This window comes from Nonomuraea roseola, assembly GCF_039535395.1.
GTDB classification, from domain to species: domain Bacteria; phylum Actinomycetota; class Actinomycetes; order Streptosporangiales; family Streptosporangiaceae; genus Nonomuraea; species Nonomuraea roseola.
The window spans coordinates 4,886,600-4,912,239 of sequence record NZ_BAAAXC010000015.1; the positions used below are offsets into that span (position 1 = coordinate 4,886,600).

The 25,640-nt window shown below is 69.2% G+C and carries 22 protein-coding genes; 13 read left to right on the forward strand and 9 right to left on the reverse strand.

The window, feature by feature from the left end:
* Window positions 1-21: 21 nt before the first annotated feature.
* From ABFX55_RS46615 to ABFX55_RS46630, 4 genes are read right to left on the reverse strand one after another with little or no spacing between them, the layout of a single operon-like run.
* A complete protein-coding gene (locus tag ABFX55_RS46615; RefSeq protein WP_346130326.1) occupies window positions 22-768 on the reverse strand; it encodes an IclR family transcriptional regulator in 747 nt (248 codons plus the stop codon).
* 52 nt (window positions 769-820) lie between these two features.
* On the reverse strand, window positions 821-1,681 hold the full coding sequence (locus ABFX55_RS46620; protein ID WP_183657466.1) for a carbohydrate ABC transporter permease: 861 nt from the start codon (window positions 1,679-1,681) through the stop codon (window positions 821-823).
* Window positions 1,678-2,604 carry a carbohydrate ABC transporter permease gene (locus ABFX55_RS46625; RefSeq protein WP_346130328.1) on the reverse strand — a complete coding sequence of 309 codons (927 nt, stop codon included), beginning with the start codon at window positions 2,602-2,604 and terminating at the stop codon, window positions 1,678-1,680. Before ABFX55_RS46625 ends, ABFX55_RS46620 begins: the two co-directional genes overlap by 4 nt.
* Window positions 2,601-3,908 (reverse strand): ABC transporter substrate-binding protein, encoded by a 1,308-nt coding sequence (locus tag ABFX55_RS46630; RefSeq protein WP_346130330.1) that lies wholly within the window; start codon window positions 3,906-3,908, stop codon window positions 2,601-2,603. The genes ABFX55_RS46625 and ABFX55_RS46630 overlap by 4 nt, the downstream gene beginning before the upstream one ends.
* 136 nt (window positions 3,909-4,044) lie before the next feature.
* Here ABFX55_RS46630 and ABFX55_RS46635 point away from each other — a divergent pair, with 136 nt between their 5' ends.
* Entirely contained in the window at window positions 4,045-4,839 is a 795-nt protein-coding gene (locus tag ABFX55_RS46635) for an NAD-dependent epimerase/dehydratase family protein (protein ID WP_346130332.1), read from the forward strand.
* 53 nt (window positions 4,840-4,892) lie between these two features.
* On the opposite strand, the gene ABFX55_RS46640 is transcribed toward ABFX55_RS46635, so the two are convergent.
* The 5 genes from ABFX55_RS46640 to ABFX55_RS46660 all read right to left on the reverse strand — a co-directional run bounded on the left by ABFX55_RS46640 (window position 4,893) and on the right by ABFX55_RS46660 (window position 11,066).
* Window positions 4,893-6,269, reverse strand: coding sequence for a pectate lyase family protein (locus ABFX55_RS46640; RefSeq protein ID WP_346130334.1), 1,377 nt, complete (start codon window positions 6,267-6,269; stop codon window positions 4,893-4,895).
* Between the two features lie 91 nt (window positions 6,270-6,360).
* Window positions 6,361-8,259: a DUF6807 family protein gene (locus ABFX55_RS46645; protein ID WP_379479191.1), complete on the reverse strand. Its 1,899-nt coding sequence runs from the start codon at window positions 8,257-8,259 to the stop codon at window positions 6,361-6,363.
* On the reverse strand, window positions 8,247-9,299 hold the full coding sequence (locus ABFX55_RS46650) for a mandelate racemase/muconate lactonizing enzyme family protein (RefSeq protein WP_346130338.1): 1,053 nt from the start codon (window positions 9,297-9,299) through the stop codon (window positions 8,247-8,249). Before ABFX55_RS46650 ends, ABFX55_RS46645 begins: the two co-directional genes overlap by 13 nt.
* Window positions 9,296-10,171, reverse strand: a complete 876-nt coding sequence (locus ABFX55_RS46655; protein ID WP_346130340.1) for a 5-dehydro-4-deoxyglucarate dehydratase — start codon at window positions 10,169-10,171, stop codon at window positions 9,296-9,298. Before ABFX55_RS46655 ends, ABFX55_RS46650 begins: the two co-directional genes overlap by 4 nt.
* A gap of 1 nt (window position 10,172) precedes the next feature.
* Window positions 10,173-11,066 (reverse strand): NAD-dependent epimerase/dehydratase family protein, encoded by an 894-nt coding sequence (locus ABFX55_RS46660; RefSeq protein ID WP_346130342.1) that lies wholly within the window; start codon window positions 11,064-11,066, stop codon window positions 10,173-10,175.
* A gap of 238 nt (window positions 11,067-11,304) precedes the next feature.
* On the opposite strand from ABFX55_RS46660, the gene ABFX55_RS46665 reads away from it, so the two are divergent.
* The 12 genes from ABFX55_RS46665 to pgsA all read left to right on the forward strand — a co-directional run bounded on the left by ABFX55_RS46665 (window position 11,305) and on the right by pgsA (window position 25,637).
* Entirely contained in the window at window positions 11,305-12,300 is a 996-nt protein-coding gene (locus tag ABFX55_RS46665; RefSeq protein ID WP_346130343.1) for a LacI family DNA-binding transcriptional regulator, read from the forward strand.
* A complete protein-coding gene (locus ABFX55_RS46670) occupies window positions 12,297-13,253 on the forward strand; it encodes an aldose epimerase family protein (protein ID WP_346130345.1) in 957 nt (318 codons plus the stop codon). The genes ABFX55_RS46665 and ABFX55_RS46670 overlap by 4 nt, the downstream gene beginning before the upstream one ends.
* A gap of 290 nt (window positions 13,254-13,543) precedes the next feature.
* Window positions 13,544-14,545: a carbohydrate ABC transporter permease gene (locus tag ABFX55_RS46675; RefSeq protein WP_379479193.1), complete on the forward strand. Its 1,002-nt coding sequence runs from the start codon at window positions 13,544-13,546 to the stop codon at window positions 14,543-14,545.
* A gap of 76 nt (window positions 14,546-14,621) precedes the next feature.
* Window positions 14,622-15,392, forward strand: a complete 771-nt coding sequence (locus tag ABFX55_RS46680; protein WP_346131463.1) for a carbohydrate ABC transporter permease — start codon at window positions 14,622-14,624, stop codon at window positions 15,390-15,392.
* A gap of 43 nt (window positions 15,393-15,435) precedes the next feature.
* The gene (locus ABFX55_RS46685; protein ID WP_346130347.1) at window positions 15,436-16,710 is read left to right on the forward strand and encodes an ABC transporter substrate-binding protein; all 1,275 of its coding nucleotides are present in this window, start codon (window positions 15,436-15,438) and stop codon (window positions 16,708-16,710) included.
* Window positions 16,711-16,771: 61 nt separating this feature from the next.
* Entirely contained in the window at window positions 16,772-18,058 is a 1,287-nt protein-coding gene (locus ABFX55_RS46690) for a Gfo/Idh/MocA family protein (RefSeq protein WP_346130349.1), read from the forward strand.
* A 3-nt stretch (window positions 18,059-18,061) separates the two neighbouring features.
* Complete coding sequence (locus tag ABFX55_RS46695) at window positions 18,062-19,189, forward strand: alpha/beta hydrolase family protein (RefSeq protein ID WP_346130351.1); 1,128 nt, start codon at window positions 18,062-18,064, stop codon at window positions 19,187-19,189.
* A complete protein-coding gene (locus ABFX55_RS46700) occupies window positions 19,180-20,196 on the forward strand; it encodes a LacI family DNA-binding transcriptional regulator (RefSeq protein WP_346130353.1) in 1,017 nt (338 codons plus the stop codon). The genes ABFX55_RS46695 and ABFX55_RS46700 overlap by 10 nt, the downstream gene beginning before the upstream one ends.
* Before the next feature lie 56 nt (window positions 20,197-20,252).
* Entirely contained in the window at window positions 20,253-22,754 is a 2,502-nt protein-coding gene (locus tag ABFX55_RS46705) for an FtsK/SpoIIIE family DNA translocase (protein ID WP_346130355.1), read from the forward strand.
* 77 nt (window positions 22,755-22,831) lie between these two features.
* The gene (locus ABFX55_RS46710; RefSeq protein WP_346130357.1) at window positions 22,832-23,602 is read left to right on the forward strand and encodes a helix-turn-helix domain-containing protein; all 771 of its coding nucleotides are present in this window, start codon (window positions 22,832-22,834) and stop codon (window positions 23,600-23,602) included.
* A gap of 56 nt (window positions 23,603-23,658) precedes the next feature.
* Entirely contained in the window at window positions 23,659-25,068 is a 1,410-nt protein-coding gene (gene rimO / locus ABFX55_RS46715) for a 30S ribosomal protein S12 methylthiotransferase RimO (protein WP_346130358.1), read from the forward strand.
* Entirely contained in the window at window positions 25,065-25,637 is a 573-nt protein-coding gene (gene pgsA, locus ABFX55_RS46720) for a CDP-diacylglycerol--glycerol-3-phosphate 3-phosphatidyltransferase (protein WP_346130360.1), read from the forward strand. The genes rimO and pgsA overlap by 4 nt, the downstream gene beginning before the upstream one ends.
* The last annotated feature ends 3 nt before the right edge of the window (window positions 25,638-25,640 follow it).

A 25,640-nucleotide genomic window follows, 5' to 3' on the forward strand; every position in this document is an offset into this window, starting at 1 on the left:
AGAAATGCGCCGGATGATGATTTATCGGATGCCCTCCCGGCGCAGAGTGGCAGCGAATGTGCGGGTATGCCTGATGACTGCCTCGGCGATCCGCTCGATCTCTTCCTGGGGCAGCCCCGCGGGCATCGAGCAGCTGATGGCGTCGGTGGCGGGGATGCGGTAGTCCACGGCCACGGCCACGCAGGCGACGCCGGGGGTGCCCTGCTCGCGCTCGAGCGCGTAGCCGCGGGCGCGGACCTGATCCAGCTCGTCGGTGAACTTGGTCAGGTCGGTGATCGACTGCTCGGTGAGCGCGGGCAGCGGATCCGGCAGCAGCGCCGCCACCTCGTCGTCGGTCAGCTGCGCCAGCAGTGCCTGGCCGAGCGCCGTGACACTGGCAGGCAGTCTGCGGCCCACCCTGGAGATCGCGTGCCTGTCGCGGGACTCCCTCGTCGCCAGGTAGAGCACGTGCCCGTCGTCGCGGCGGGCGAAGTGCACCGTGTGCCCGATCTCCTCGCGCAGGTCCTCCAGCGCGTCGTGCGCCAGCGGCAGCGCCGGGTCCTTGTCGAGGTAGGCGGTGCCCGTCAGCAGCGCGTGCGGCCCGATCCCGTAGGCCGAACTGCCCGTGTCGGCCTCGATCCACTTCAGCTCGACCAGCGTGCGCATCAGCGCGTGCAGGCTGCTGCGGGGGAAGCCGGTGCGCTTCTGAAGCTCCGACAGCGTCAGGCGTTCCGGTGAGGCGGCCAACGCCTCGAGGATCCGGACTGTCCGCTCCGCTGACTTGACCATCGAGGGCTCCATGGGTGCCAGAATAATGGATGCCATCCATATACATGGACATCTAACCCTTGATGGCGCCGCTGGTGAGACCCCGCATGAACTGCCGCTGGAAGGCCAGGAAGGCGATCACCGAGGGCAGCAGCGCCAGGAGCGAGGCGGCCAGCAGGATGCCGATGCCCACCTCCTCGTCCGAACGCAGCGAGCGCAGCGCGATGGGGAGTGTCCAGTGACTCGACTCGTTGGCCACGATCAGCGGCAGCAGGTACTGGTCCCAGATCATGGTGAACCCGAAGACGCCGATCACGCCGAGCGCGGGCTTGCACAGCGGCAGGATGATCGTGAAGAAGGTGCGCAGCTCGCCCGCGCCGTCGATGCGCGCCGCCTCCTCCAGCTCGACCGGCACCTCCTTCATGAACTCGGTCATGACGAGGATGGAGAAGCCCCACGCGCCGACCGGCAGGATCATGCCCGCGTAGCTGTTGATCAGGTTGGCGTGGATGAGCGGCATGTCGGCGAGCACCAGGGAGAGCGGGATCGCGATGATCTCCTCGGGCAGCATCATCGTGGCCAGCATGATCAGCATGACGAACGTCATGCCCCTGAACTTCTTGCGGGCCAGCGAGTAGGCGGCGAAGACGCTCACGATCATCTGCAGCGCCAGGCCGAACCCGACGACCACGAAGGAGTTGAACAGGTAGAGGTAGACGTTCTTGTCGGCGGCCTGGGTGAAGTTCTCCAGCGTGAACTCGTCGGGCCACAGCGAGAAGCTGGTCGGGTCGAGCGTCTTGCTGAACGCGCTGACCAGCAGCCCGACCAGCGGTCCCGTGAAGACCAGCACCATCACCGAATAGACGAGGACCTTCCCCGTCGTCGCCAGCGGGCCCTTCTTCGCCTCCAGGCCGAGCGCGCTGTCGAATCTCATGACGCCTGCCTTCTGCGCATCAGCTGGACCGAGACCGTGAGCACGAGCGTGGCGACGAACAGGACGATGCCGCCTGCCGCCGCGATGCCCAGCTCGCTCCGCTGGAACCCGAGCTTGTAGATGAGGGTCATGAGCACCTCGGACGAGCCGTTGGGCCCTCCGTTGGTGAGCACGTAGACCTCGACGAACACCCGAAGGCCCCTGATGGCCGCCAGCGTGAACAGGATCCAGAAGACCGGCCGCAGCGCGGGCAGCGTGATGTGCCGCAGCCTGGACCAGGTGCTCGCCCCGTCCACCGCCGCCGCCTCGTACAGGGTCCTGTCGATCCCGACCAGCCCCGCCAGGAAGATCATCATGTCGTACGGCGTGCCGCGCCAGATGCTCATCCCCATGATCGACCAGAGCGAGGTGTCCTCGCTGGCCAGGAAGGGCTGGGGGTCGATCGCCACCCAGCCGAGGATGGAGTTGAGCAGGCCGGTGTCCCCGGGGTGGTACATGATCCGCCACACCTCGGCCACCGCCGCCATGGTCGTGACCACGGGCAGGAAGGCGGCCGTCCTGACGAACCACAGGTAGCGGGCGGGGCCCTCGATCAGCAGGGCGAGCGCGAGGCCGAGGACGAGCGAGCCGACCGTCGTGCCCACGGCCAGCAGCACGCTGTGCCAGACGGCGCTGACGAACGCGTCGTCCGACATGATCGTGGCGTAGTTGTCCAGCCCCACCCACTCGTCGCCGAGGAACGGCTGGACCTTGAAGAAGCTCATCCTCAGGCCCTCGAACATGGGGATGAACTTGAAGTACAGGAAGAGGATCAGCGCGGGGGCCAGGAAGAGCCACGCGACGGCGGTGCCGCGCCACCGCCCCCTGCCGGGGCGGCGACGCGGTTCCGTCCGCTGAGACGGCCGCTCGAGGGTGGTGGTCACGATGCCTTCTGCGCCTGCAGTTCCGCGGTCAGCTTGGTGGCCAGGCCGTCCATGCCCGCCTTGACGTCGGCGCCGCAGTCGGCCCACACGGCGTTGATGGCGTCGGCGGTGGTCTGCCTGATGGGCGCCCAGTTCGGCACCGGCGAGCTGTAGACGGCGTCGGCGTAGGCCTCCTGGAAGACCTTCCATCGCGCGTCCGACCGCTCGGCCGCCATGTCCACGCCCTTGTGGACGGGCAGGCGCACGATCGCGCCCGGCGCGTCCTTGTTCATGCCGATCCGCTGGCCCTCTGGGGAGACGGCGAACTCGGCGAACTTCTGCTGGCCCTCCTCGTTGGCCGATCCGGCCATGAGGTAGACGTTCTCGCCCTCGCCGAGCGTGCCCGGACCGCCGGAGGGGCCCTTGGGCACCTTGACGACCTCGATCTTGTCGGTGCCGATGCTCTTGACGAACCTGGCCAGCACGTAGGGCCCGACCAGGTAGATGCCGCCCTGGCCCTTCTCGAAGACCTCGTGGGTGACGGTCGTGTCGTTGCTGACCGCGCCGGGGTTGACGGTCTTGGCGACGCAGAACTGGTCCTGCAGCCACTTGACCGCCTCGACGGTCTTGGGGTCGGAGACCGCGGGGGTGAACTTGCCGCCGCCCGCGTCGGTGAGGAAGTTGCCGCCGTTGGCGTAGATCAGCGAGGAGGCGTACCAGGACGCGTAGCCGCGCTTGGTGCCCGCAGGGGCGACGAAGCCGAAGGTGTCCTTCTGCCCGTTGCCGTCGGGGTCGTCCTCGGTGAAGGCCTTGGCCAGCTTGCCGAGGTCGTCCCAGGTCTGCGGGGGCTCCAGGCCGACCTTCTCCCTCCAGTCCTTCCTGATGATCAGGGCGAAGGCCTGGGCGGAGAACGGCGCCGCGTAGTGCTTGCCGTCGCCGGCCGCCGCTGCCTGCCATGCGCGGTCGGCCAGCTGGTCGCCGCCCTTGAGCTTGGCCTTGTCGACCGCGCGGAGCCAGCCCTGCGACTGCATGTTGCCCAGCTGCGCGGTGTCGTTGATGACGATGTCAGGCAGGTTCTTCTGCGCCGCCTGCTGCTGCAGTTTGGTCTCGAAGTCGTCGAAGAGCGCGACGACCTTGGTCTTCACGCCGCTGGCCTTGGTGAAGGCGTCGGCCAGCTTCACGGCGGTCTTGGCCGAGTCGGAGTCGGGAGCCTGCCGGATCCAGATCTCCAGGGCGTCGTCGCCCGAACCCCCACCGGAGCCGCAGCCGGCCAGGGTGACGGCGAGCGCCGTGACAATCGCGGCCCCGAGCAGATGACGTGGCATCAGACCGCCTCCTGTTCACATACGTGGACATGTTTCGCGGATGTGTTTCGCGTTCATGTGAACGTAACGAGTGGCCTGGATCACGTCAACATTCCATGGATGTGAATTCACGTCATATGCGTGTACAACAGTCCCCATGCGAATCCTTGTCACCGGCGCCGCCGGCAAAGTCGGCACCCTGCTCCGCCCGCGGCTCGCCAGGGAGGGACGGATCGTCCGCCTGTCCGACGTGGTCCCGCTGGAGGCGGGCCCCGGAGAGGAGGTCGTGCTCGCCGACCTCGCCGACGCCGACGCCGTGGCCGCCGCGATGAAGGGCGTCGACGCCGTGATCCACCTGGGCGGGCAGAGCCGGGAGCACCCCTGGGCCGACATCGTGCGGGCCAACATGGACGGCACGTACGTGCTCATGGAGGCCGCGCGCCAGGAGGGTGTCCGCCACGTCGTCCTCATGGGCAGCCATCACGCGGCGGGCTTCCACACCCGCCCCGCCGACGGCTCGGAGCTGCCCGACTACGCCTTCCCCAGGCCCGACACCCTGTACGGCGTGAGCAAGGTCGTGATGGAGGCGCTGGGCAGCCTGTACCACGACCGGTTCGGCATGAACGTGACGGTGGTCAGGCTCGGCACCTGCAACGAGGGCTCGGCCGACACCAGGGGCCTGTCCACCTGGATCTCCCCCGACGACTGCGCCCGCCTGGTGGAGGCGGCGCTGACGGCGACCGGCTACCACGTGGTGTGGGGGGTGTCGGACAACACGCGGCGCTGGTGGTCGCTCGAGGAGGCCAAGGCGATCGGCTACGAGTCGCTGGACGACTCGGAGGCGCACGCGGGGCCGATCCTCGCCGAGCAGGGTGAGCCCGACCTGACCGAGCCGCTGCACGATCGGGCCGGCGGGGTGTTCACCCTGAACGAGCTAGGCGGCCGGTGGTGACGGCGAGGGGCCGGTGATCGCGACGATCACCGGCCCTTCGGCTTCACCCGCCGTCAGCCCGGCGCGGGCAGATTCAGCGCGGCGGGGCTCGCGTACTCCAGCACTGTGCGCTTGACCAGGTTGGCGTTGACCAGCGGGCGGTAGGCGTAGACCTCGGCGGGGGCCCAGCCCACGTCGGTGGTGAACTCCAGTGCCGTCCACGCGGGCGGGGCGCTCCCCGCCGCGGCGGCCTTGGCCAGCTCGGCCGCCTTGGCCGCCTCGAACTTGCGCCTGGCCACGGCGACCACGTCGACGGGGCGGCCGTTGAACCAGGACCGCCTGTCGAAGAAGCGGTGGGCGTTCCAGTTCTGGACCACGATGTCCTGCGGCCCGTCGTACTCGAAGGCGTTGTGCTCGGAGTAGACCCTGGACTCGATGCCCAGGCCGAGGTAGTGACTCGGACCGCCGAGCTCGTTGCTGACCAGGGGCTGCTCTCCGGTCACCGAGCCCCTGTAGTAGTTGTTGAAGACGTGCACGGCGCCGTAGCGGACGCGCGGCGAGCGCTGCGAGACACCGTCGAAGAGGTTGCCGTAGTAGGTGACGCGCAGCTTGCCGCGATCCCTGTCGCCCCTGCCGTCGCCGGAGCCGACCAGCATGTTCTTGTCGTGGTTGACGAACCGGCTGTAGGAGACGGTGATGAGGTCGGAGCCGTCCTCGATGTCGAGCAGGCCGTCGTGGCGGTTGACCGGCTTGCCGTTGGGGCCGGTGGGAGCGTCCCTGTCGAGGTGCTGCCCATCGGTGAAGGTGCAGTGGTCGATCCAGATGGTCGAGCCCGTGACGATCCCGAACGCCTTGAAGCGGGCGTTCCACGAGCCGCTCTCCCCGTCACCCGGATCCCAGCTGGTGAAGTGATCGATGGGCGACTCCAACTCGAGGCCGCGCACGATGATGTTCGAGCCGGTGTTGACCGAGAGGAAGACGCCCTCGAGGCGGGCGTCGGCGCCGATGCCGAGCAGCGTGGTGTCGCTCGGCACGGTGAGCTGGATCTGCCGCTTCTGGTTGTTCGAGCCGGTCTGCCTGAGCCTGCGCATCTGGCCGCACCACGCGTGGGCCTGGTCGCTCCACACCTTGCCGCCGACGAAGCAGGCCAGGTACTTGCCGAGGTCGTAGCCCGGCGCGTAGTCCTGCTCGCCGAGCAGGACGCCGTCGTCGGTCTGGTTGCCGTAGATCGTCCCGCGTACGTGGATCGTCTTGGGCCCGCCGGTGGCCAGGGCGTCCTTGAGCTCCTTGCGGGTGGTGACGACGTGGACAGGGCCGCCCGCGCCGCCGGTGGCGCGCTCGCCCCAGCCGATGGGGCGGTCCGGATCGGGCAGCGGCGGGACGGCGTGCGCGGGTGGCGCCACGGCCAGCGCGCAGGCGAGTGCGGTGATCAGAGTGAGGGTGCGGCGCACGGTGCTCCTTGAGAGGTCGGTGAGCCCGTACGGCCCTAGCGTCGCGGGCCGCACGGGGGAGAAACGGGGGAGAAGGAGGAGGGTCAGCCGCTCACGCGACCCCGGCCGCCAGCTCTGCGGCGGCCGCCCTGTCGAGCCGGCCGTCCGCCACGACGGTGACCACGCGCCTGCTCAGCGTGTGCGCGACCTCAAGAGGTCGCTCCCAAGCCAGCGCGGGGCCCACGCCCGGATACTCCGACACCCTGACGAACCACGGGTCGGGAGGGCCGCACTGAACGAAGACCAGGCTCCACGCGTCGGACGCCATGGCCAGCCACCGCGTCACGCTTCCGTGGACGTCGCTCTCGCCCTCGGCCTCGGCGGTGAACACCTCCAGGCGCGTGGAGGCCGCGGGCGCCCGCCAGAAGAACCCGCCGTATCCCGCGCCCGGCCGTCCCTTGCACGCCGAGCTTTTGATCTCCAACGGCTCGGCCACCGCGAGCGTGAAGGAGAAGTCCAGAGCCCACGCCTGTCCCTGGGGGCGCGCCAGCACGGTTCTCTGCTCGCGCGCGACGGCCGCGCCGTCGGGCCCGAGCCAGGTCAGCGCCTCCCTGAACCCCTGCTCGAGCTCCTCGAAGACGTCGTGCCGCTGGTGGCCGTGGTCGTCGAGCCAGGTGGGCCCGCTGCCCTCGACGAAGGTCCTGCCGCCCCAGAAGTTCACCCCGCCGACGTCCGCGACGGCCAGGCTGACACCGAGGTGGTGGACGTGGTCGGCGGGGCGGAACTCGCTCACCTCCACGCCCCCGAGCGTCCGCACCGGATGCAGGTAGGGCCTGGGGGAGTCGGTGAAGGGCAGTGCGGGCCTCCAGACGTACGAGGCCACGGGGGTCGTGCCGGCCCGCAGCTCCCGGCTGCCCGCCCACGGCGCGCCCAGCTCGGAGAACAGGGCCAGCCGCTCGGCGCTCAGGTCGGTCAGCTCCCTGACGCCTTCGACCTCGCGGCGGCCGGGATGGATCCTCTGGTGCTCCTCCGCGATCGGCAACGGGTCGGGCGCGAGCCGCACCGCCTCGAGGAACTCCATGAACGCCCCCGTCCTGGCCAGCGGAGCCAGGAGCTCGGCGCCGGTCGTGACGTGTTCGACCAGGTTCTCCAGCAGGTCCGCGCGCGGGTGGACGGCGCCGTTGAGCTCGTCGGTGGTGTAGACGAGCCGCGCCGTGCCGCCGGTGCCGTGCACGATCAGGTAGGGCTCGGTGCGCCCCGTGGCGCACAGCGTCACCGCCACCGTGATCATCCGGCCGTCGGCCAGCCTGATCCTGGCGGCTGAGGTGTCGTCCGCCTCGATCGGGTTGGCGTGGAAGAGCTCGAGCTCCACCGAGGCGACGGAGCCGAGCTCCTCGGCCCCTGCGACCGCCAGCGCGGTGGCGGTCGCGTGGGCGAAGGGGTTGGTGAGCGCGCCGTCCACCACGTCCTGGCCGTTCAGGCGGCGACGGCCGGACCACGGCGAGCGGGTGAAGTAGTCGGAGGGCCGCTCCCACGCGCCCGCCACCCCGATGCCGTGGATGTCGCCGAGCTCGCCGGAGGCGATGAGCTCGCGCAGCGCGGGCACGGCCGAGGAGCCGAGGCTCTGGAAGCCGACCTGGCAGCCGAGCCCGCTCTCCCTCTGGGCCGAGACGATCCGCTCGAAATCGGCGAGCGAGGCGGCGGGAGGCTTCTCCAGCAGGACGTGCGAGCCGGCCCGGAGGGCGGTGACGGCGAGGTCCGCATGGGTGTTGATGGGCGTGCACAGGATCGTGATCTCGGCGCCCGTGCCCTTGACCAGCGCGGCGAGGTCGCCGGGGCCCGCCTGCACGGGAGCGCCCAGACCGTGCAGCGTGGCGGCCTCCACGGGACGCACGTCGCAGATCCCCGCCAGCTCGACCAGGCCGCGCGCCGTGAGCCTGCGCAGGTTGTCCAGGTGCGAGCGGCCGTGGCCGTACGCGCCCGCGAGCACGACCCTCGTCACGCCGCCCATGTCAGCCCCAGCCCGGGGCGCCCTGCCGACCGCAGCGCGGCGCCCTCGATCACCACGGGGTACGGCTCGGCGAGCAGGCCGAGGTCGGCCAGCGACGCGTCCTCGACCAGCTCCACCATCGCGGGATGGTGCAGCGTGAGGGCCAACTGCCCCGACAGCTCAGTGAGCAGGTGCGGATAGACGGGGACGCCGAAGGTGCGGGCCAGCTCCGCGATCCGCAGGAACGGGGTGATCCCGCCGACCCTGACCACGTTGGGCTGGACCACGTCGCACGCGCCCGCGGTCAGCAGGTCGCGGAAGCCGTAGGTGGTGTAGACGTTCTCGCCCACCGCCACGGGGACGTCGATGCGGCGGCGCAGCTCCACGTGGGCGGCGAGGTCGTCGGCCTGCAGCGGCTCCTCGATCCAGTGCAGGTCGTACGGCTCGAGCGCGGCGATCGCGCGCCTGGCCCTGTGCAGGTCCCAGCGCTGGTTGGCGTCGATCATCAGGAGCGTGCCGGGACCGACGATCTCGCGCACCGTCGCGACCCGCTCGACGTCCTCCGCCAGGTCGGGCCTGCCCACCTTGACCTTGACGGCGGGCAGGCCCGCCGCCGCCCAGCGCTTGGCCTGCCCGGCCAGCTCGTCGAGCGTGTAGTGCAGGTTGACGCCGCTGCCGTACACGGGAACGCTCTCGCGGCGCGGTCCGAGCACGTCCACGAGAGAGTCCTGCCCGCAGCGCAGGTCCCAGAGCGCCAGGTCGATCCCCGCCAGAGCGATCGTGGTGATCCCTCCTGCCCCCGCCTCTCTCAGGTGCCGCCACAGCCGGTCCCAGACCAGCTCGGGGTGGGCGGGCAGGCCGATCAGCGCCTCGCGGACGTCATGGTCGAGCAGGGCCTGCACGGCGTGCGCGCCGATCTGCGGCGTCCAGGAGAACCCGGTGCCCCTCCGCCCGTCGGCCAGCGTGATCTCGCAGACGATCACATGGTTGTGCCGCACGTCCTCGCCCCACGGACGGCGCAGCGGCACCGACCTGAGCGTGGTCCTCAGGTCGGCGATCATGCCGATACCAGCCTGAGGCCGGTGCCGATCAGCTCGTCGAGCTCGCGCACGTGCTCGGGGGTGAGGTCGGTCAGCGGCGCCCTGACCGGGCCGACGTCCAGGCCCCGCAGCCGAAGCCCCGCCTTGACCAGGGAGACCGCGTAGCCGGGAACCCTGCTGCGCAGCTCGACCAACGGCGCGTAGAACTCCTCCAGCAGCCGGTCGTGGCCGTTGAAGTAGGCGACGGCGATCTCGGGGGCGAAGGCGAACACCGCCGAGGAGTAGAGCTCGATGCCGAGAGCGCGGTAGGCGGGCATGGTCAGCTCGGCGGTCGGCAGGCCGTTGAAGAAGGTGAAGCCGGGGCCGATCTCCCTCCGCATCGCCAGCACGGTGCGCTGCAGCCTGTCGACGTCGCCCAGGCCGTCCTTGAGCCCGATCACGCCGGGAACGCGGGCCAGCTCCACCACCGTGTCGGGGTCGAGCACCACCGGCCCGCGCTGGTAGATGATCACCGGCAGCTCGGCGGCCACCGCGCGCACGTAGGCCGTGAATCCCGCTCCCGTGCCCTGCGCCAGGTAGGGCGGCATGAGGAGCAGTCCGTCCGCGCCGGCCGCGCGCGCGGCGCGCGCCTGCTCCAGCGCCGCGCCGAGCGGCCCGCCCGCCCCCGCCAGCACCGGCACCCTGCCCTGCACGGTGTCGGTCGCCACCGCTACGGCACGGGCGTGCTCGCCCTGCGACAGGGCGGAGAACTCTCCCGTGCCGCAGGCCACGAAGACCGCGCCGGGGTCGTTGGCCAGCCCCTTGCCGATGTGCTCGGCGAGCACGTCCTCCGCCAGCGCGCCTTGGGTGTCGAAAGGCGTCACGGGGAAGAACAGGACGCCGCTGAGATCCATGTCAGATGCTCCCTTGAGTAAGTTCGGTGCGCCAGCTGCGCTTGGCCTGCCAGCCGAGGAGTCGTTCGGCCTTGGCGGAGGAGAAGGCGGGGGCGCAGCCGGTGAGAGCGGAGGCGAACTCCGCCGTGGAGGGGATGACCTTCGGCAGCAGCTCGGCCAGCGGCTCGCGGGCGAGGGCGTCCGCGGCGCCGGCGAAGAACACCTCGCCGTTGGGCAGGTCGGGCAGTCGGTCGAGGAGGGTGATCACCAGGTCGGCCGCGTCCCGCGCGTCGATGTAGTTGAACAGCGAGACCCCCGCGATGTCGGGCCTGTCCAGCCGCTCGGCCACGGTGTGGCCCGACTGGGTGGGGGCGCCCTCCCACTCCTCGGGGGCGATCACGAAACAGGGCCTGACGGCGGCCAGGCGCGTGGCGGCGGTGCGGGCGAAGGAGCGCATGGTCTCCTCGGCCACCAGCTTGGAGAGGCTGTAGGTGTTCCACGGCCTGGCCGGATGGGCCTCGTCGATGGGCAGGTAGTCGGGCGCCCAGCCGTTCGGCGAGCCGTACCCGATGACGGTCGGGCTGCTGGCCACGATCACCTTGCCCACGCCGAGGGCCACCGCGGCGTCGCACACGTTGAAGGCCAGTTGCGTGTTGGTGCGGAAGGTCACCACGTCGCTCCGGCTGAACGGGGTGGCGATCGCGGCCAGGTGGACGACGGCGTCCGGACGGAAGCGCGCGATCACCTCGTACGCCTCGCCCAGATCCGTCAGGTCGGCGGGTAGCTCGGCGGCGGCGTCGGCGGGGGTGCCCTGCGCCCTGTCCACGCCGATCACCTCGTGGCCTGCGGCGGCCAACGCGGACACGACGCTGCGCCCGAGGCGCCCCGCGCTCCCGGTGACAAGAGTTCTGCTCACGGGTTGTCTTTCCCTTCTGGCAGTCCCGAGCGCGCTCAGGACTGCAACCAGTTGCATGAAACACTGTCGGTGCCAGCCGGAAACGTCAAGAGCGCAATTTGGCACAGCCCGCTTGACCTGCGTCCTTCAACGCCTCCCCAGTCTGCGCACGGCCGCAACCGGTCGCAGGATCGGGGGTATCTGCCCTGGTGAGGGTGCAACCGCTTGCGTTAGGGTGCGGCGGAGGGCTGGAGGCGTCATGGCGGTGACGATCAGGGATGTGGCGCGGGCGTCGGGGGTGCATGTCTCGACGGTGTCGCGGACGTTCTCGGCTCCGCATCTGGTGAATGCGGAGACGCGTACGCGGGTGTTGGCGGTGGCTGAGGGGTTGGGGTATCGGCCTAATCGTGCGGCGCGGGCGTTGACGACGGGGCGGACGCATAATTTGGGGTTGATTGTGGCGGATATTGCGAATCCGTTTTTTCCGCCGTTGATCAAGGCTGCTCAGGCTCAGGCGCGGGAGCGGGATTATCACGTGTTCGTGGCGGACACGGATGAGGATCCGTTGTTGGAGCAGGAGTTGATCGAGACGTTGTGCAAGCAGGTGGATGGGGTGTTGTTGTGTAGTCCGCGGTTGTCGAATCGGGTGATCGAGCGGTTGCGGGCGCAGGTGCCTTTTGTGGTGGTGAATCGTCGGTTGAAGGGTTTGACGACGGTGTTGATGGATGTGGGGCAGGGTGCTGGGGTGGCGGTGGAGCATGTGGCGGGGTTGGGTCATCGCAGGATGGCGCTGCTGACGGGGCCGGCGGGATCGTGGACCAGCGGCGAGATGCGCCAGGCGACCACCGCCAGGACCGCCGAGCTGGGCGTGGAACTGACGGTGATCGGGCCGAACGAGCCGACCGAGCACGGCGGCCTGGCCGCGGCCCAGGCGGTGGCGGCCTCGGGCGTGACGGCGGTGCTCTGCTACAACGACCTGGTCGCGCTGGGCCTGATCGAGGGGTTGAGGGAGCGCGGTGTGGACGTCCCCGGTGACGTGAGTGTCATCGGCGTGGACGACAGCCTGCCCGGCAGGCTGAGCAGACCGAAGCTGACCACGATCACGATGCCCACCGCCGCCGCGGGCCGCATGGCCGTCGACCTGTTGCTCGCCACCATCGCGGGCCCCGACGCCGGGGCGCCTCCGCGCACCACCGTCAGGCTGGAGACCGGCCTGCTGATCAGAGAATCGACTCAGAGAGTGAGTTCATCGTGATATTTGGGACCACGCCCGCGGGCGACACCGTGGACCGGCACGTCCTGTCGAACGGCAGGATGCGCGCGGCGGTCCTGACTCTCGGCGCGATCGTCCAGTCGATCGAGCTGCCCGACGGCGGCGACGTCGTCCTCGGCCTGCCCACCGTGGCCGACTACCTCGAGCGCAGCCGCTACTTCGGCGCAGTGGTCGGCAGGTACGGCAACCGCATCGCCAACGGCCGCTTCACCCTCGACGGTGTCACGTACCAGCTGCCGCTCAACAACAACGGCCACAGCCTCCACGGCGGGGAGCGCGGCTTCGACAAGCGGATCTGGCACGCCGACCCTGACGGCGAGCGGGCCGTCAGGCTGACCTACGTCAGCAAGGACGGCGAGGAGGGCTACCCGGGCACGCTCACCACCTCGGTCACCTACACGCTCACCGACGAGGACGAGCTGCGCATCGACTACCACGCGACCACGGACGCGCCCACGGTGCTCAACCTGACCAACCACTCCTACTTCACCCTCGGGCGCCCCGCGGACGTGCGCGGCCACATCGTCACGATCGAGGCCGACCACTACCTCGACGTCGACGAGGGCAAGATCCCCCTTCCCGGCCCTCCCGCGCCCGTGGAGGGCACGCCGTACGACTTCACTGTCCCGACGCGCGTCGGCGACAGGCTGGACGGCTGCTACGACCACTGCTACGTCCTGCGGCCAGGAGGCGTGGTGCGCGTGGAGGAGCCGGTCAGCGGCAGGGCGATGGAGGTGACGACCACCGAGCCTGGCGTGCAGTTCTACACCGGCCACATGCTGGACGGCGTCGCCACGCCGTACGACAGGTTCGCGGGTCTCTGCCTCGAGACGCAGCGCTTCCCCGACGCGCCCAACCGCCCCGACTTCCCCTCCGCGGTGCTGAGGCCGGGGGAGGAGCACCGCTCGACCACGACCTACCGCTTCACCTGGTGAGGTAGCCCCGCTCGACCTCGGGAACCGTGACGCGCCCGACTCTCGCGTCACGGTTCCCTTCGTGCTGCTGCCACTGCAACCGCTTGTAGCAAGTGGGTCATATTTTCAAGATTGTTGGACGGTCGACATCTGATGGAAACGCTCTGACCTGCGCTGATTATCTTAGCGATATATCGGTAACAGCCGTGTAACGCCTGCAAAGGGTTGACGTAACTTTCCTCGGCGCTATAGGAAAGCGCCATCCATTCACGTCACATCGGGAGGTCCCGTGATGACGACTGAGTCAAGAAATGTCCGGGCTCGATCCATGCAGGGGCCCCGCCGTGGTTGATTCGCTGTCGTTGAAGTCCGCGGTCGCGACCGAGCCCCACGCTCCCAAGGGCAGGCGCAGGCGCACCGCCGTCAACCGCTCCCGTCGCGAGGCGCTGACGGCCTACGTCTTCCTGGCGCCGTGGTTCGTGGGCCTGTTCCTGATCACCATCGGTCCCATCGCCGCGTCGCTCTACCTGTCCTTCACCGACTACAGCCTCCTCGACGAGGCGAAATGGGTCGGGCTGGACAACTACACGACGATGTTCGAGCAGGACCCCAGGTTCTGGACGTCGCTGAAGGTGACCACGATCTACGTGGTCGTCTCGGTGCCCCTCCAGCTCGGCTTCGCCCTCGGGCTGGCGCTGCTGCTGGACCGCGGACTGCGGGGCCTGTCGTTCTACCGCTCGATCTACTACCTGCCCTCGCTGCTGGGCGGCAGCGTCGCGATCGCGATCCTCTGGCGGAAGATCTTCGGCGCCGACGGTCTGGTGAACTCGGTGCTCGGCCTCTTCGGCATCCAGGGCACCAGCTACGTCAACAACCCCGACACCGCGCTGGGCACGCTGATCCTCCTGCACGTCTGGACGTTCGGCGCCCCGATGGTCATCTTCCTGGCCGGTCTGCGGCAGATCCCGCGCAGCTACTACGAGGCCGCGGCCGTGGACGGCGCGACCACGCTCAGGCAGTTCAAGACGATCACCCTGCCGCTGCTGACGCCGATCATCTTCTTCAATCTCGTGCTCGAGGTGATCAAGTCGTTCCAGTCGTTCACGCAGTCGTTCATCGTGAGCAACGGCTCGGGCGGTCCCAACGACTCGACGCTCTTCTACACGCTCTACCTCTACGTCAACGGGTTCAAGGAGTACGAGATGGGCTACGCCGCGGCGCTGGCCTGGGTGCTCGTCCTCATCATCGCCGGTCTGACCGGGGTCAACTTCCTCGCGTCCAAGTATTGGGTCTTCTATGGCGACAGCAAGTAGGCGGCTGCCGGTCCTCTACCGGCGCCGCGTCACCAGGGGTGCCAAGCACCTGCTGCTCATCGGCTTCGGCCTGATCATGCTCTACCCGCTGCTGTGGATGATCTCCAGCGCGCTCAAGCCTGAGGAGCTGATCTTCAGGGAGCCCGGACTGATCCCGAGCGAGATCACCCTCGAGAACTTCACCGAGGGCTGGACGGCGCTGGCCCACCCGTTCGGCTACTACATGTGGAACTCCGCCGTCGTCACCGGGCTGTCGATCGTCGGCAACCTGGCGGCGTGCTCGATGGCCGCCTACGCCTTCGCCAGGCTGAACTTCCCGATGAAGAAGTTCTGGTTCGCGATCATGCTGGGCTCGATCATGCTGCCCCTGCACGTGGTGATCGTCCCGCAGTACATCATGTTCTCCAAGCTCGACATGATCAACACGGTGTGGCCGCTGATCCTGCCGAAATTCCTGGCCCACGACTCGTTCTTCATCTTCCTGATGGTCCAGTTCATCAGGACGCTGCCGCGCGAGCTCGACGAGGCGGCCTCGATCGACGGAGCCGGCTACTGGCGCACATTCTTCCGCGTCATCCTGCCGCTCTGCACCCCGGCGCTCGCCACCACGGCGATCTTCACCTTCATCTGGACGTGGAACGACTTCCTGAGCCAGCTGCTCTATCTCAACAACCCCGACAACTTCACCGTTCCCGTGGCGCTGCGCACCTTCCTGGACTCCAGCGGCGAGTCGTCATGGGGGCCGATGTTCGCCATGTCGATCATCGCGCTCGGCCCGATCTTCGGCTTCTTCCTGGCCGGCCAGAAGTACCTGATCCGTGGTGTGGCCACCACGGGTCTCAAGTAGTCCTCTTCACCCCCTGCGAACGATCAAGAGGAAGGACGGAGAGATGCGCTCTCTCAAGACCACGGCTCTGCTCGCGGCGGCCGCGATGGCACTGGCGGCCTGCGGCGGAGGCGGCAGCGGCGGCGACGCCTCAGGCGACGACAAGGTCAAGCTGCGCTTCTCCTACTGGGGCAGCGACTCCAGGCAGAAGCTCACCGAGCAGGTCATCGCCGCGTTCGAGAAGAAGAACCCGACCATCGACGTGGTCGGGGAGTTCTCGGACTGGCCCAGCTACTACGAGTCGCTGGCCACCAAGGTGGCCGCCAACGACGCCCCCGACGTGATGACCATCGAGATCCGCGGCCTGGCCGAGTACGCGGGCCGCGGCGCACTCGCCGATCTCACCGGCAAGGTCAACACCGCCGACCTCGACTCTCAGGTGCTGGCCTCGGGCAGCGTCGACGGCAAGCAGTACGCCATTCCGACCGGCGTCAACGTCTTCTCGATGCTGGCCAACAAGGCGACCATCGAGAAGGCGGGCCAGAAGCTCCCCGACGACAAGACCTGGACGTGGGACGAGTTCGTCAGCCTCTCCCAGAAGATCACCGCGGGGGGAGACGGCTCGGTCTACGGCGCCGAGTACAACTTCAACCCCGCCTACCTGACCATTTTCGCCGCGCAGCGCGGCGAGAAGTTCTACGACAACGGCAAGATCGGCATCACGCCCGACACGCTCAAGGCGTGGTGGGCGACCTTCACCAAGCTCATCGAGACCAAGGGGTCGCCCGACGCGGCGAAGATGGGTGAGATCGCCGCGGCGGGCCAGGAGCAGTCGCTGATCGCCACCAACAAGGGCGCCTTCGGCATGTGGTGGAGCAACCAGCTCGGCGCGATGGCCAAGTCGTCGGGGCAGGAGCTGACCCTGCTGCGCCTGCCGAAGCTGCCCGACGCGACGAACGCCGGCATGTTCCTGCAGCCCGCCATGCACTGGACCGCCTCCAGCAAGAGCGAGCACCAGGCCGAGGCGCACAAGTTCATCGACTTCCTGATCAACGACCCCGAGGCGGGCGGCCTCCTGCTGAGCGACCGCGGACTGCCGATCAACTCGAAGGTCCTCGAGGCGATCAAGAGCAAGCTGCCCCCCGCCGACCAGCAGACGCTGACCTTCCTCGACTCGGTCAAGAGCGAGCTGTCCCCTGTGATCGTGCCGCCCAAGGGCGGCTCGAAGATGGAGGACATCCTGAAGCGCTACTCAGAGGCCGTGACCTCGGGCCAGCAGAGCCCCGACGAGGCCGCCACCAAGCTGCTCGAAGAGGCCAACGCGGCCCTGGCGGGCTGACGATCACCTTCACCGCCGTACGGCTCGCGCGAGCCGTACGGCACACCCATCGGGGAGACAGATGAGATACGGCATCGCAGGACTCGGGCACCGCGCCCAGATGTACGTCGGCGCGCTGACGGGCGACTGGAGCGACACCGGCGAGATCGTCGCCTTCTGCGACACCAACCAGACCAGGATGGACTACTACAACGAGCTCGTGGGACGGCCGGTGCCGTGCTTCGGACCCGATGACTTCTCCGCGATGCTGGAGCTGTGCGACGCGGTGATCATCACCACCGTGGACGCCACCCACGCCGCCTACGTCTGCGCGGCGCTGGACGCCGGCAAGCACGTGATCGTGGAGAAGCCGCTCACGACCGACGCCGCAGGATGCGCCGCGATCGCCGCCGCCGCCGAGCGGAGCACCGCTTCTCTGATCGTCACCTTCAACTACCGCTACTCGCCGCGCAACTCCGCGGTGCGGCGCCTGCTCATGGACGGCGCGATCGGCGAGGTCACCTCCGTCCACTTCGAGTGGGCGCTGGACACCATCCACGGCGCCGACTACTTCCGCCGCTGGCACCGCGACAAGGCCATCTCGGGCGGCCTGCTGGTGCACAAGTCCACCCACCACTTCGACCTGGTGAACTGGTGGCTGGCCGCCGCGGCGCGCAGCGTGTACGCCCAGGGCGAGCTGCGCTTCTACGGCGCGCAGAACGCAAAGGCCAGAGGCATGACGGCCAGGCCCGAGCGCGCTCATGGCGCGCCCGAGCTCGGCAGCGACCCCTTCCTGCTCGACCTGTCCGCCGACCCGAGGCTCAAGCGGCTCTACCTGGACGCCGAGCACGAGGACGGCTACCTGCGCGACAGGGACGTCTTCAGCGAGGGCATCACGATCGAGGACAACATGGCGGTCCTGGTGCGCTACGACAGCGGCGCGATGCTCACCTACTCGCTGAACGCCCACGCGCCGCACGAGGGCTACCGCGTCGTGTTCAACGGCACAGGAGGCCGGATCGAGCTGGAGGTGTGCGAGCGGTCGTGGACCTCCCCGCACGCCGCGATCGACCCGAGCGCCTCGTCGAAGGAGCACGCGGCGGGCTCATGGGAGCGGCTCACGCTGCACCGGCACTGGCAGCAGCCCGGCGAGATCCCGATCGAGCAGGGCGAGGGCGGGCACGGCGGCGGCGACAGGCTCCTGCTGAACGACCTCTTCCGAGGGGCGGGCGACGACCCCCTCGCCAGGCAGGCCGGCTACGTCGACGGGATCCGCAGCGTCCTGGTGGGCGCGGCGGCCAACGAGTCGATCCGCTCGGGCAGGCCGGTCCTGCTGGCCGACGGCGGCACGCGCATGGCTGACAGCTGAGCCGTGCCTGGCCCCCTCGACTCGAGTCGCCTGCGACACCTCGGCGACTTCTCCGGGCTCGCCGAGATCGCCATGGCGCAACGGGAGCTGTTCCCCCCACCGGCCCCTGACCTGCGCGACAGGGCACGCGAAGCGCTGGGCGTGCTCGCTCTGACCGCCGCGCACGTGCGCACCGAGCGGACCTGGACGGCGGGCGAGCTGTCGGGGGAGGAGGTCTCGTGGGAGGTCGGATTCGGTCCCAGAACACACGCCTACGTGTTGCGCCCGACGCGCGCAGCGGACGGCGTGCTGCCCGGCGTCGTCGCGCTGCACTGCCACGCGGGGATGAAGTGGGCGGGCAAGGAGAAGATCGCCGACGGCCCCGAGGGTCCTTCACCCGAGGTCGCCAGGCTGAGAGCCACGCTCTACGACGGCAGGGCATGGGCGGCGGAGCTGGCCCTGCGCGGGTTCACCGTGCTGGTGCCCGACGTGCTCGGCTGGGGCAGCCGCAGGTTCTCTCCCGCCGACATGCCGGACGGCGTGCCGGATGATCTGGACCCGCCGCTCAGCGAGGCCGACCGCTACGACGTGGCGGCCGCCCGCCACGAGCACGTGCTGGCCAAGTACTGCACCGTGCTGGGGACCTCGTACGCGGGCGTCGTCGCGGGGGAGGACCTCGCCGCGGCGGCCTACCTGCGCTCGCGTCCCGACGTCGGAGCCGTCGGCTGCGCGGGCCTGTCGGGCGGCGGGTTGCGGGCCGCGCTGCTCGGAGCCTTCGACCCCGACGTCGAGGCGGTGGCGGTGGTGGCCATGATCTCCTCCTACCGCGACCTGCTCGACGGCTTCGTGGCCCGCCACACCTGGATGTTGTACCCGCCGGGGCTGTCCCGGCTGTGCGATCTCCCTGACCTGGTCGCGAGCGGCGCTCCCAGGCCGTTGCTCGTCTGGTACGGCGAGCGCGACGAGATCCTGCCGCTGAGCGGGATGCGCCGGGCACATGCGATGATCGCGGCACACTATCGGCGGGCTCCGGCCGGCTACACGGGGGTCTTCGCCGATGCGGGGCACAGCTTCGGCCTCGTCGCGCAGGAGCGGGTCTTCGGCTGGCTCGCCCGCCATTTGAAAGCAGACGGAGGTACGGCGTGGCCGTGACGATCAGGGATGTGGCGCGGGCGTCGGGGGTGCATGTCTCGACGGTGTCGCGGACGTTCTCGGCTCCGCATCTGGTGAATGCGGAGACGCGTACGCGGGTGTTGGCGGTGGCTGAGGGGTTGGGGTATCGGCCTAATCGTGCGGCGCGGGCGTTGACGACGGGGCGGACGCATAATTTGGGGTTGATTGTGGCGGATATTGCGAATCCGTTTTTTCCGCCGTTGATCAAGGCTGCTCAGGCTCAGGCGCGGGAGCGGGATTATCACGTGTTCGTGGCGGACACGGATGAGGATCCGTTGTTGGAGCAGGAGTTGATCGAGACGTTGTGCAAGCAGGTGGATGGGGTGTTGTTGTGTAGTCCGCGGTTGTCGAATCGGGTGATCGAGCGGTTGCGGGCGCAGGTGCCTTTTGTGGTGGTGAATCGTCGGTTGAAGGGTTTGACGACGGTGTTGATGGATGTGGGGCAGGGTGCTGGGGTGGCGGTGGAGCATGTGGCGGGGTTGGGTCATCGCAGGATGGCGCTGCTGACAGGCCCGCAGTCCTCCTGGACCAGCGAGGAGATGCTGGCCGCCGCCACGCTCGCCGCCCACGAGCGCGACGTCGAGCTGGTCGTGATGGGGCCGAACGAGCCGACCGAGCAGGGCGGCCTGGCCGCGGCCCAGGCGGTGGCGGCCTCGGGCGTGACGGCGGTGCTCTGCTACAACGACCTGGTCGCGCTGGGCCTGATCGAGGGGTTGAGGGAGCGCGGTGTGGACGTCCCCGGTGACGTGAGTGTCATCGGCGTGGACGACAGCCTGCCCGGCAGGCTCAACAGGCCGAAGCTCACGACGATCACGATGCCCACCGCCGCCGCGGGCCGCATGGCCGTCGATCTGCTCCTGGCCGCTGTCAACGCGGGCGACGCGGGCACGCCCACGCTCGCCAGGCTGGAGACCCACCTGGTCGTACGCGAGTCGACCGCCGCGCCAGCCCGTGACGGAGGACGCTCCGTCCTGACCCCGACATAAGGGATATCGGCGAGCCTCCACGCCATCGCCCCCGTCTCCGACGTACCTTTGGCATCATGGCCACCCGTACGCCGAAAAGCGCATCGAAGGGGCCGGCGAAGCGGTCGACCTCGTCACGCTCGACTCCGGCCAAGCGGACGACCGCCCAGTCCTCCGCGAGACCCAAGGCGAAGACGACGGCGTCGGCCCGCAGACCCCCCGCCACCCACCAGGACCCGATCAGCTGGGTCTTCACCATGATCGGCAAGCTGATCGTGGGGCTGTGGATGCTGGTGGCCAACGGCATCGGAGGAGCCGCCAGAGCCCTGGGCAACCAGGCGCGCGAACTCGACCCCGTGCACAGACGCGACGGCGTGGGGCTGGCCGTGCTGGCCGGCGCCATCGTGCTGGCCGCCATGACCTGGCGACAGTCCAGGGGCGCGGTCTCCGAGGTCGTCAACGCCGTCGCGCACGGCGTGTTCGGCTCGCTGGCGTGGGCGATCCCGCTGCTGCTCGGTCTGCTGGCCTGGCGCTTCCTGCGCCACCCCGACCAGAACGCCGACACCGGCCGCATGGTGATCGGCTGGGGCGCGCTGCTGACCGGCGTGCTCGGGGTCATCCACGTGGTCAACGACGTGCCGTACCCGGCGGGTGACTCCACCGACGGCATGGACAAGGTGTCGGCCGCCGGTGGCATGGTCGGCTTCATCGTCTCGGCCCCGCCCGCCAGCATCCTGCCCGCGTGGGTGACGATCCCGCTGCTGCTGCTCCTTTCGGGATTCGGCGTGCTCGTGATCACCGCGACGCCCGTGCACAGGATCCCCGAGCGCCTGGGCGAGCTGCGGCACATGCTGTTCGAGAAGAGCGGCGCGCCCAAGCAGGGCGACCAGGTCAGGAAGCGGGTCAGGAGCAAGAAGCCCGACCTGCCCGACGGCGTGAAGCCGTACGACACCCCGGTGATCGCCGAGAAGGACAAGCACTCTCCCGAGATCGTGCCTGGCCTGGTGGACGACGAGCCGCAGGAGGCGCCCGAGCCGTCGAAGCCGGTCGTGGCCGCGGCGCCCGAGCCGACTCCCGCGCCGCGCAAGGTCGAGCAGCTGGTGCTGTCGCCGCAGGCGGGGCCGTACATCCTGCCCGACCTGCAGTCGCTGAGCGCCGGCAGCGCGCCCAAGCAGGAGACCAAGGCGAACAAGACGGTGGTCAACGCGCTGACCAGCGTGCTGGAGCAGTTCACCATCGACGCGCAGGTGATCGGCTTCACCAGAGGGCCGACCGTCACGCGCTACGAGATCGAGCTCGGCCCCGCCGTGAAGGTGGAGAAGGTCACCGCGCTCACCAAGAACATCGCCTACGCGGTCAAGTCGGCCGACGTGCGCATCCTCTCCCCGATCCCCGGCAAGTCGGCGATCGGGGTCGAGATCCCGAACGCGGACAAGGACCTGGTGGCGCTCGGCGACGTGCTGCGCTCGCAGGTGGCGCAGGCCGACCACCACCCGATGATCGTCGGGCTGGGCAAGGACGTCGAGGGCCGCACCATCGTGGCGAACCTGGCCAAGATGCCGCACCTGCTCATCGCGGGCGCGACGGGCGCGGGCAAGTCCGTCTGCGTCAACGGCCTGATCACCTCGATCCTGCTGCGCGCCACGCCCGACGAGGTGCGCATGGTGCTGGTCGACCCCAAGCGCGTGGAGCTGTCGGTCTACGAGGGCATCCCCCACCTGATCACTCCGATCATCACCAACCCGAAGAAGGCCGCCGAGGCCCTCGAGTGGGTGGTGGGAGAGATGGACCGCCGCTACGACGACCTGGCCGCCAGCGGCTTCAGGCACGTGGACGAGTTCAACAAGGCGGTGCGCGCGGGCAAGCTGGTGCCGCCGCCCGGCAGCGAGCGGGTCTACCAGCCCTACCCCTACCTGCTGGTGATCGTCGACGAGCTGTCCGACCTCATGATGGTCGCCCCCCGCGACGTGGAGGACTCCATCGTCCGCATCACCCAGCTGGCCCGCGCGGCCGGCATCCACCTGGTGATCGCCACGCAGCGGCCCTCGGTGGACGTGGTCACCGGTCTGATCAAGGCCAACGTCCCCTCCCGCCTGGCCTTCGCCGTCTCCAGCCTCACCGACTCGCGGGTCATCCTCGACCAGCCCGGCGCCGACAAGCTGATCGGCCAGGGCGACGCGCTGTTCCTGCCGATGGGCGCCAGCAAGCCGATCCGCCTGCAGAACGCCTTCGTCTCGGAGAAGGAGATCGCCGGGATCGTCGCGCACTGCAAGCAGCAGATGCAGGCCGAGTACCGCGACGACGTGGCGGCGGTCGCGGTCAAGAAGGAGATCGACGAGGAGATCGGCGACGACCTCGATGTGCTCATCCAGGCCGCCGAGCTGATCGTCACCACCCAGTTCGGCTCCACCTCGATGCTGCAGCGCAAGCTCAGGGTCGGCTTCGCCAAGGCGGGCAGGCTGATGGACCTGCTGGAGTCGCGTGGCGTGGTCGGGCCGAGCGAGGGATCCAAGGCTCGCGAGGTGCTGCTGAAGCCCGACGATCTGCCCGGACTGCTGGCCGACTTGCGCGGGGAGTGACCCCTGCGCACCCTTGCCCCCGGTTACTGATTGAATATGGGTAACTACGCAACGTCGGGGGCGGGGAGGCGTTCGTCGTGAACGAACAGACCATCGGAACGATGCTGGCCGAGGCCAGGCACGCGGCAGGGCTGACTGTCGCGCAGCTGAGCGGCGTCACGAAGATTCGTGAGGCGCTGCTGTACGCCATCGAGCGGGACGACTTCTCACTGTGCGGGGGCGATTTCTACATCAGGGGCCACATCAAGGCCATCGCCAAGGCGGTCGGGCTCGATCCCGAGGCCATGGTCCATCTCTACAACGAACAGCACGGCGGGCTGCCGAAGCCGGTGAAGGCCGCGACCGTCTTCCAGAGCAGCAAGGGCGTCAAGCTGCGCGAGCGCGGCTCACCCAACTGGACCATGGCGCTGGGCGTCGCGCTGGCCATCGTGGTCGTCTTCGGGGTCGTCAAGGTCATGGGGGGCACGGGGCAGATCCCCACGGCCGAGATCACACCCGTGTCGTCCTCGGGGCCGACCGTGCCGCCGAACGCGCCCATCCGGCCTGCTCCGGCGCGCCGTACGGCGGCGCAGTCGACGCAGAACGACAGCGACCTCGTCGTGGTGAAGGTGAAGGCGAACCGCTCGTCCTACATCAACGTGCGCGACTCCGAGGGCAAGCGCCTCTTCGCCGGCACGCTGAGGGCGGGCAGCAGCGACACCTGGACGGCCAAGGCGGGGCTCAATCTGGTGCTGCGCGACGCGGGGGCGGTCTCGCTGCAGGTCAACGGAAGGAACCTGGGCACACCGGGAGCCAGCGGCGAGTTGGTCAGGCGCTCCTACGGTCCGGCGACGCCTCGTCCGAGGTGACTAGTGCGGGGGAGGTGCGACGGTAGTGGCCAAGTGCCGATACCGTAGTGTCCACCATGTCATCCCGCCGAACCGTATCGCTGATCACTCTGGGCTGCGCGCGCAACGAGGTCGACTCCGAGGAGCTCGCCGCGCGACTCGATGCTGCCGGTTGGCAGCTGGGTGACGACGACCCAGACGTCGTCGTCGTCAACACCTGCGGCTTCATCGACTCGGCGAAGAAGGACTCCATCGACACGCTGCTGGCCGCGGCGGACTCGGGCGCCAAGGTGGTCGCCGCGGGCTGCATGGCCGAGCGCTATGGCAACGAGCTGGCCGAGGCGTTGCCCGAGGCCAGCGCGGTCATCTCCTTCGACGACTACACCGAGATCGGCGAGCGCCTCGACGACGTGCTCGCCGGCAAGGCGCTCAAGCCGCACACGCCGCGCGACCGCCGCACGCTGCTGCCCATCTCGCCCGTCGAGCGCGCCTCGGCCGCCAAGACCAACATCCCAGGCCATGGCGACCTGCCGGCGGGCCTGGCGCCCGCCAGCGGTCCTCGCGTGCTGCGCAAGCGGCTCGACGAGAGCCCTGTGGCCTCGCTGAAGCTGGCCTCCGGCTGCGACCGCCGCTGCTCGTTCTGCGCCATCCCCGCCTTCCGCGGCGCCTACGTCTCGCGTGCGCCCGAGGAGCTGCTCGCCGAGGCCGACTGGCTGGCCCACCGCGGGGTCAGGGAGCTGGTCCTCGTGAGCGAGAACTCCACCTCCTACGGCAAGGACCTGGGCGATCTGCGCGCCCTGGAGAAGCTGCTGCCGCAGCTGGCCGCCGTCGAGGGCATCGAGCGGGTGCGCGCCAGCTACCTGCAACCCGCCGAGCTGCGCCCTGGGCTGCTCGACGTCATCGCCGCCAGTGAGGGCATCGCGCCCTACTTCGACCTGTCCTTCCAGCACGCCAGCGGCACCGTGCTGCGCAGGATGCGGCGCTTCGGCGACCCGGAGCGCTTCCTGGGCCTGCTGGAGCAGATCAGGGCCAAGGCTCCTGAGGCGGGCGTGCGCTCCAACTTCATCGTGGGCTTCCCCGGCGAGACCGACGAGGAGTTCGGCGAGCTGGTCGGCTTCCTCGAGGAGGCCAGGCTCGACGTCATCGGCGTCTTCGGCTACTCCGACGAGGACGGCACCGAGGCGGCGACCTTCGAGTCGAAGGTGGCGCAGGAGGTCGTCGACGAGCGGGTGCGCATCCTGACCGAGCTGGCCGAGGAACTGACCTCCCAGCGCGCGGAGGAGCGCATCGGCACCGAGGTCGACGTGCTGATCGACGAGGACCTCGGCGACGGCGGCTACGAGGGCAGGGCCGCCCACCAGGGCCCCGAGGTCGATGGCTCCGTCACCGTGCAGGGCATCGGTCTGGTTCCCGGCCAGATTGTCAGGGCGGCCGTGATGGACGCCGAGGGGGTCGATCTGATCGCCCGGATCAAGGCCGGTCCATGACCCCTGACGAGCGCCGCGTGGTAAGTCCGTGGAACATCGCCAACGTCCTCACGGTCCTACGGTTGGCGCTCGTCCCCTTCTTCGTGGTCTGCCTGTTCCTGCCGGGCGACGGGTGGCGGGTCGCGGCCCTGGTCGTGTTCGGCGTGGCCTCGCTCACCGACCATCTGGACGGCGAGCTGGCCAGGCGTTACCACCTGATCACCGACTTCGGGAAGATCGCCGACCCGATCGCCGACAAGGCGCTCACCGGCGCGGCGCTGGTGAGCCTGTCGATACTCCAGGAGCTGCCCTGGTGGGTCACGCTCGTGATCCTCGCCCGCGAGCTGGGCATCACGGCGCTGCGGTTCGTGGTGATCAGGCACGGGGTCATACCGGCCAGCTACGGCGGCAAGGTCAAGACCGCCCTGCAGATCGCCGCGATCGTGCTCTACCTCCTGCCCGGGGTGCCTGACGTGCTGCGCTGGGTGGTCATGGGTGCCGCGCTGGTCGTGACGGTCGTCACGGGAGCCGACTACGTCGTCCGCGCGATCAGGCTGAGGCAGGTGGCCAAGCGGGCCAGAGCGGAGTGAGCC

What these genes read in the sequence shown, in the direction of transcription:
- ABFX55_RS46680 (WP_346131463.1), top strand. Translation starts at nt 14,622, where the DNA reads ATGCTCTACCCGCTGCTGTGGATGATCTCCAGCGCGCTCAAGCCTGAG.
- pgsA (WP_346130360.1), top strand. Translation starts at nt 25,065, where the DNA reads ATGACCCCTGACGAGCGCCGCGTGGTAAGTCCGTGGAACATCGCCAAC.
- ABFX55_RS46620 (WP_183657466.1), bottom strand. Translation starts at nt 1,681, where the DNA reads ATGAGATTCGACAGCGCGCTCGGCCTGGAGGCGAAGAAGGGCCCGCTG.
- ABFX55_RS46665 (WP_346130343.1), top strand. Translation starts at nt 11,305, where the DNA reads ATGGCGGTGACGATCAGGGATGTGGCGCGGGCGTCGGGGGTGCATGTC.
- ABFX55_RS46655 (WP_346130340.1), bottom strand. Translation starts at nt 10,171, where the DNA reads ATGGATCTCAGCGGCGTCCTGTTCTTCCCCGTGACGCCTTTCGACACC.
- ABFX55_RS46630 (WP_346130330.1), bottom strand. Translation starts at nt 3,908, where the DNA reads ATGCCACGTCATCTGCTCGGGGCCGCGATTGTCACGGCGCTCGCCGTC.
- ABFX55_RS46615 (WP_346130326.1), bottom strand. Translation starts at nt 768, where the DNA reads ATGGTCAAGTCAGCGGAGCGGACAGTCCGGATCCTCGAGGCGTTGGCC.
- ABFX55_RS46675 (WP_379479193.1), top strand. Translation starts at nt 13,544, where the DNA reads ATGTCCGGGCTCGATCCATGCAGGGGCCCCGCCGTGGTTGATTCGCTG.
- ABFX55_RS46690 (WP_346130349.1), top strand. Translation starts at nt 16,772, where the DNA reads ATGAGATACGGCATCGCAGGACTCGGGCACCGCGCCCAGATGTACGTC.
- ABFX55_RS46650 (WP_346130338.1), bottom strand. Translation starts at nt 9,299, where the DNA reads ATGATCGCCGACCTGAGGACCACGCTCAGGTCGGTGCCGCTGCGCCGT.
- ABFX55_RS46705 (WP_346130355.1), top strand. Translation starts at nt 20,253, where the DNA reads ATGGCCACCCGTACGCCGAAAAGCGCATCGAAGGGGCCGGCGAAGCGG.
- rimO (WP_346130358.1), top strand. Translation starts at nt 23,659, where the DNA reads ATGTCATCCCGCCGAACCGTATCGCTGATCACTCTGGGCTGCGCGCGC.
- ABFX55_RS46685 (WP_346130347.1), top strand. Translation starts at nt 15,436, where the DNA reads ATGCGCTCTCTCAAGACCACGGCTCTGCTCGCGGCGGCCGCGATGGCA.
- ABFX55_RS46635 (WP_346130332.1), top strand. Translation starts at nt 4,045, where the DNA reads ATGCGAATCCTTGTCACCGGCGCCGCCGGCAAAGTCGGCACCCTGCTC.
- ABFX55_RS46645 (WP_379479191.1), bottom strand. Translation starts at nt 8,259, where the DNA reads ATGGGCGGCGTGACGAGGGTCGTGCTCGCGGGCGCGTACGGCCACGGC.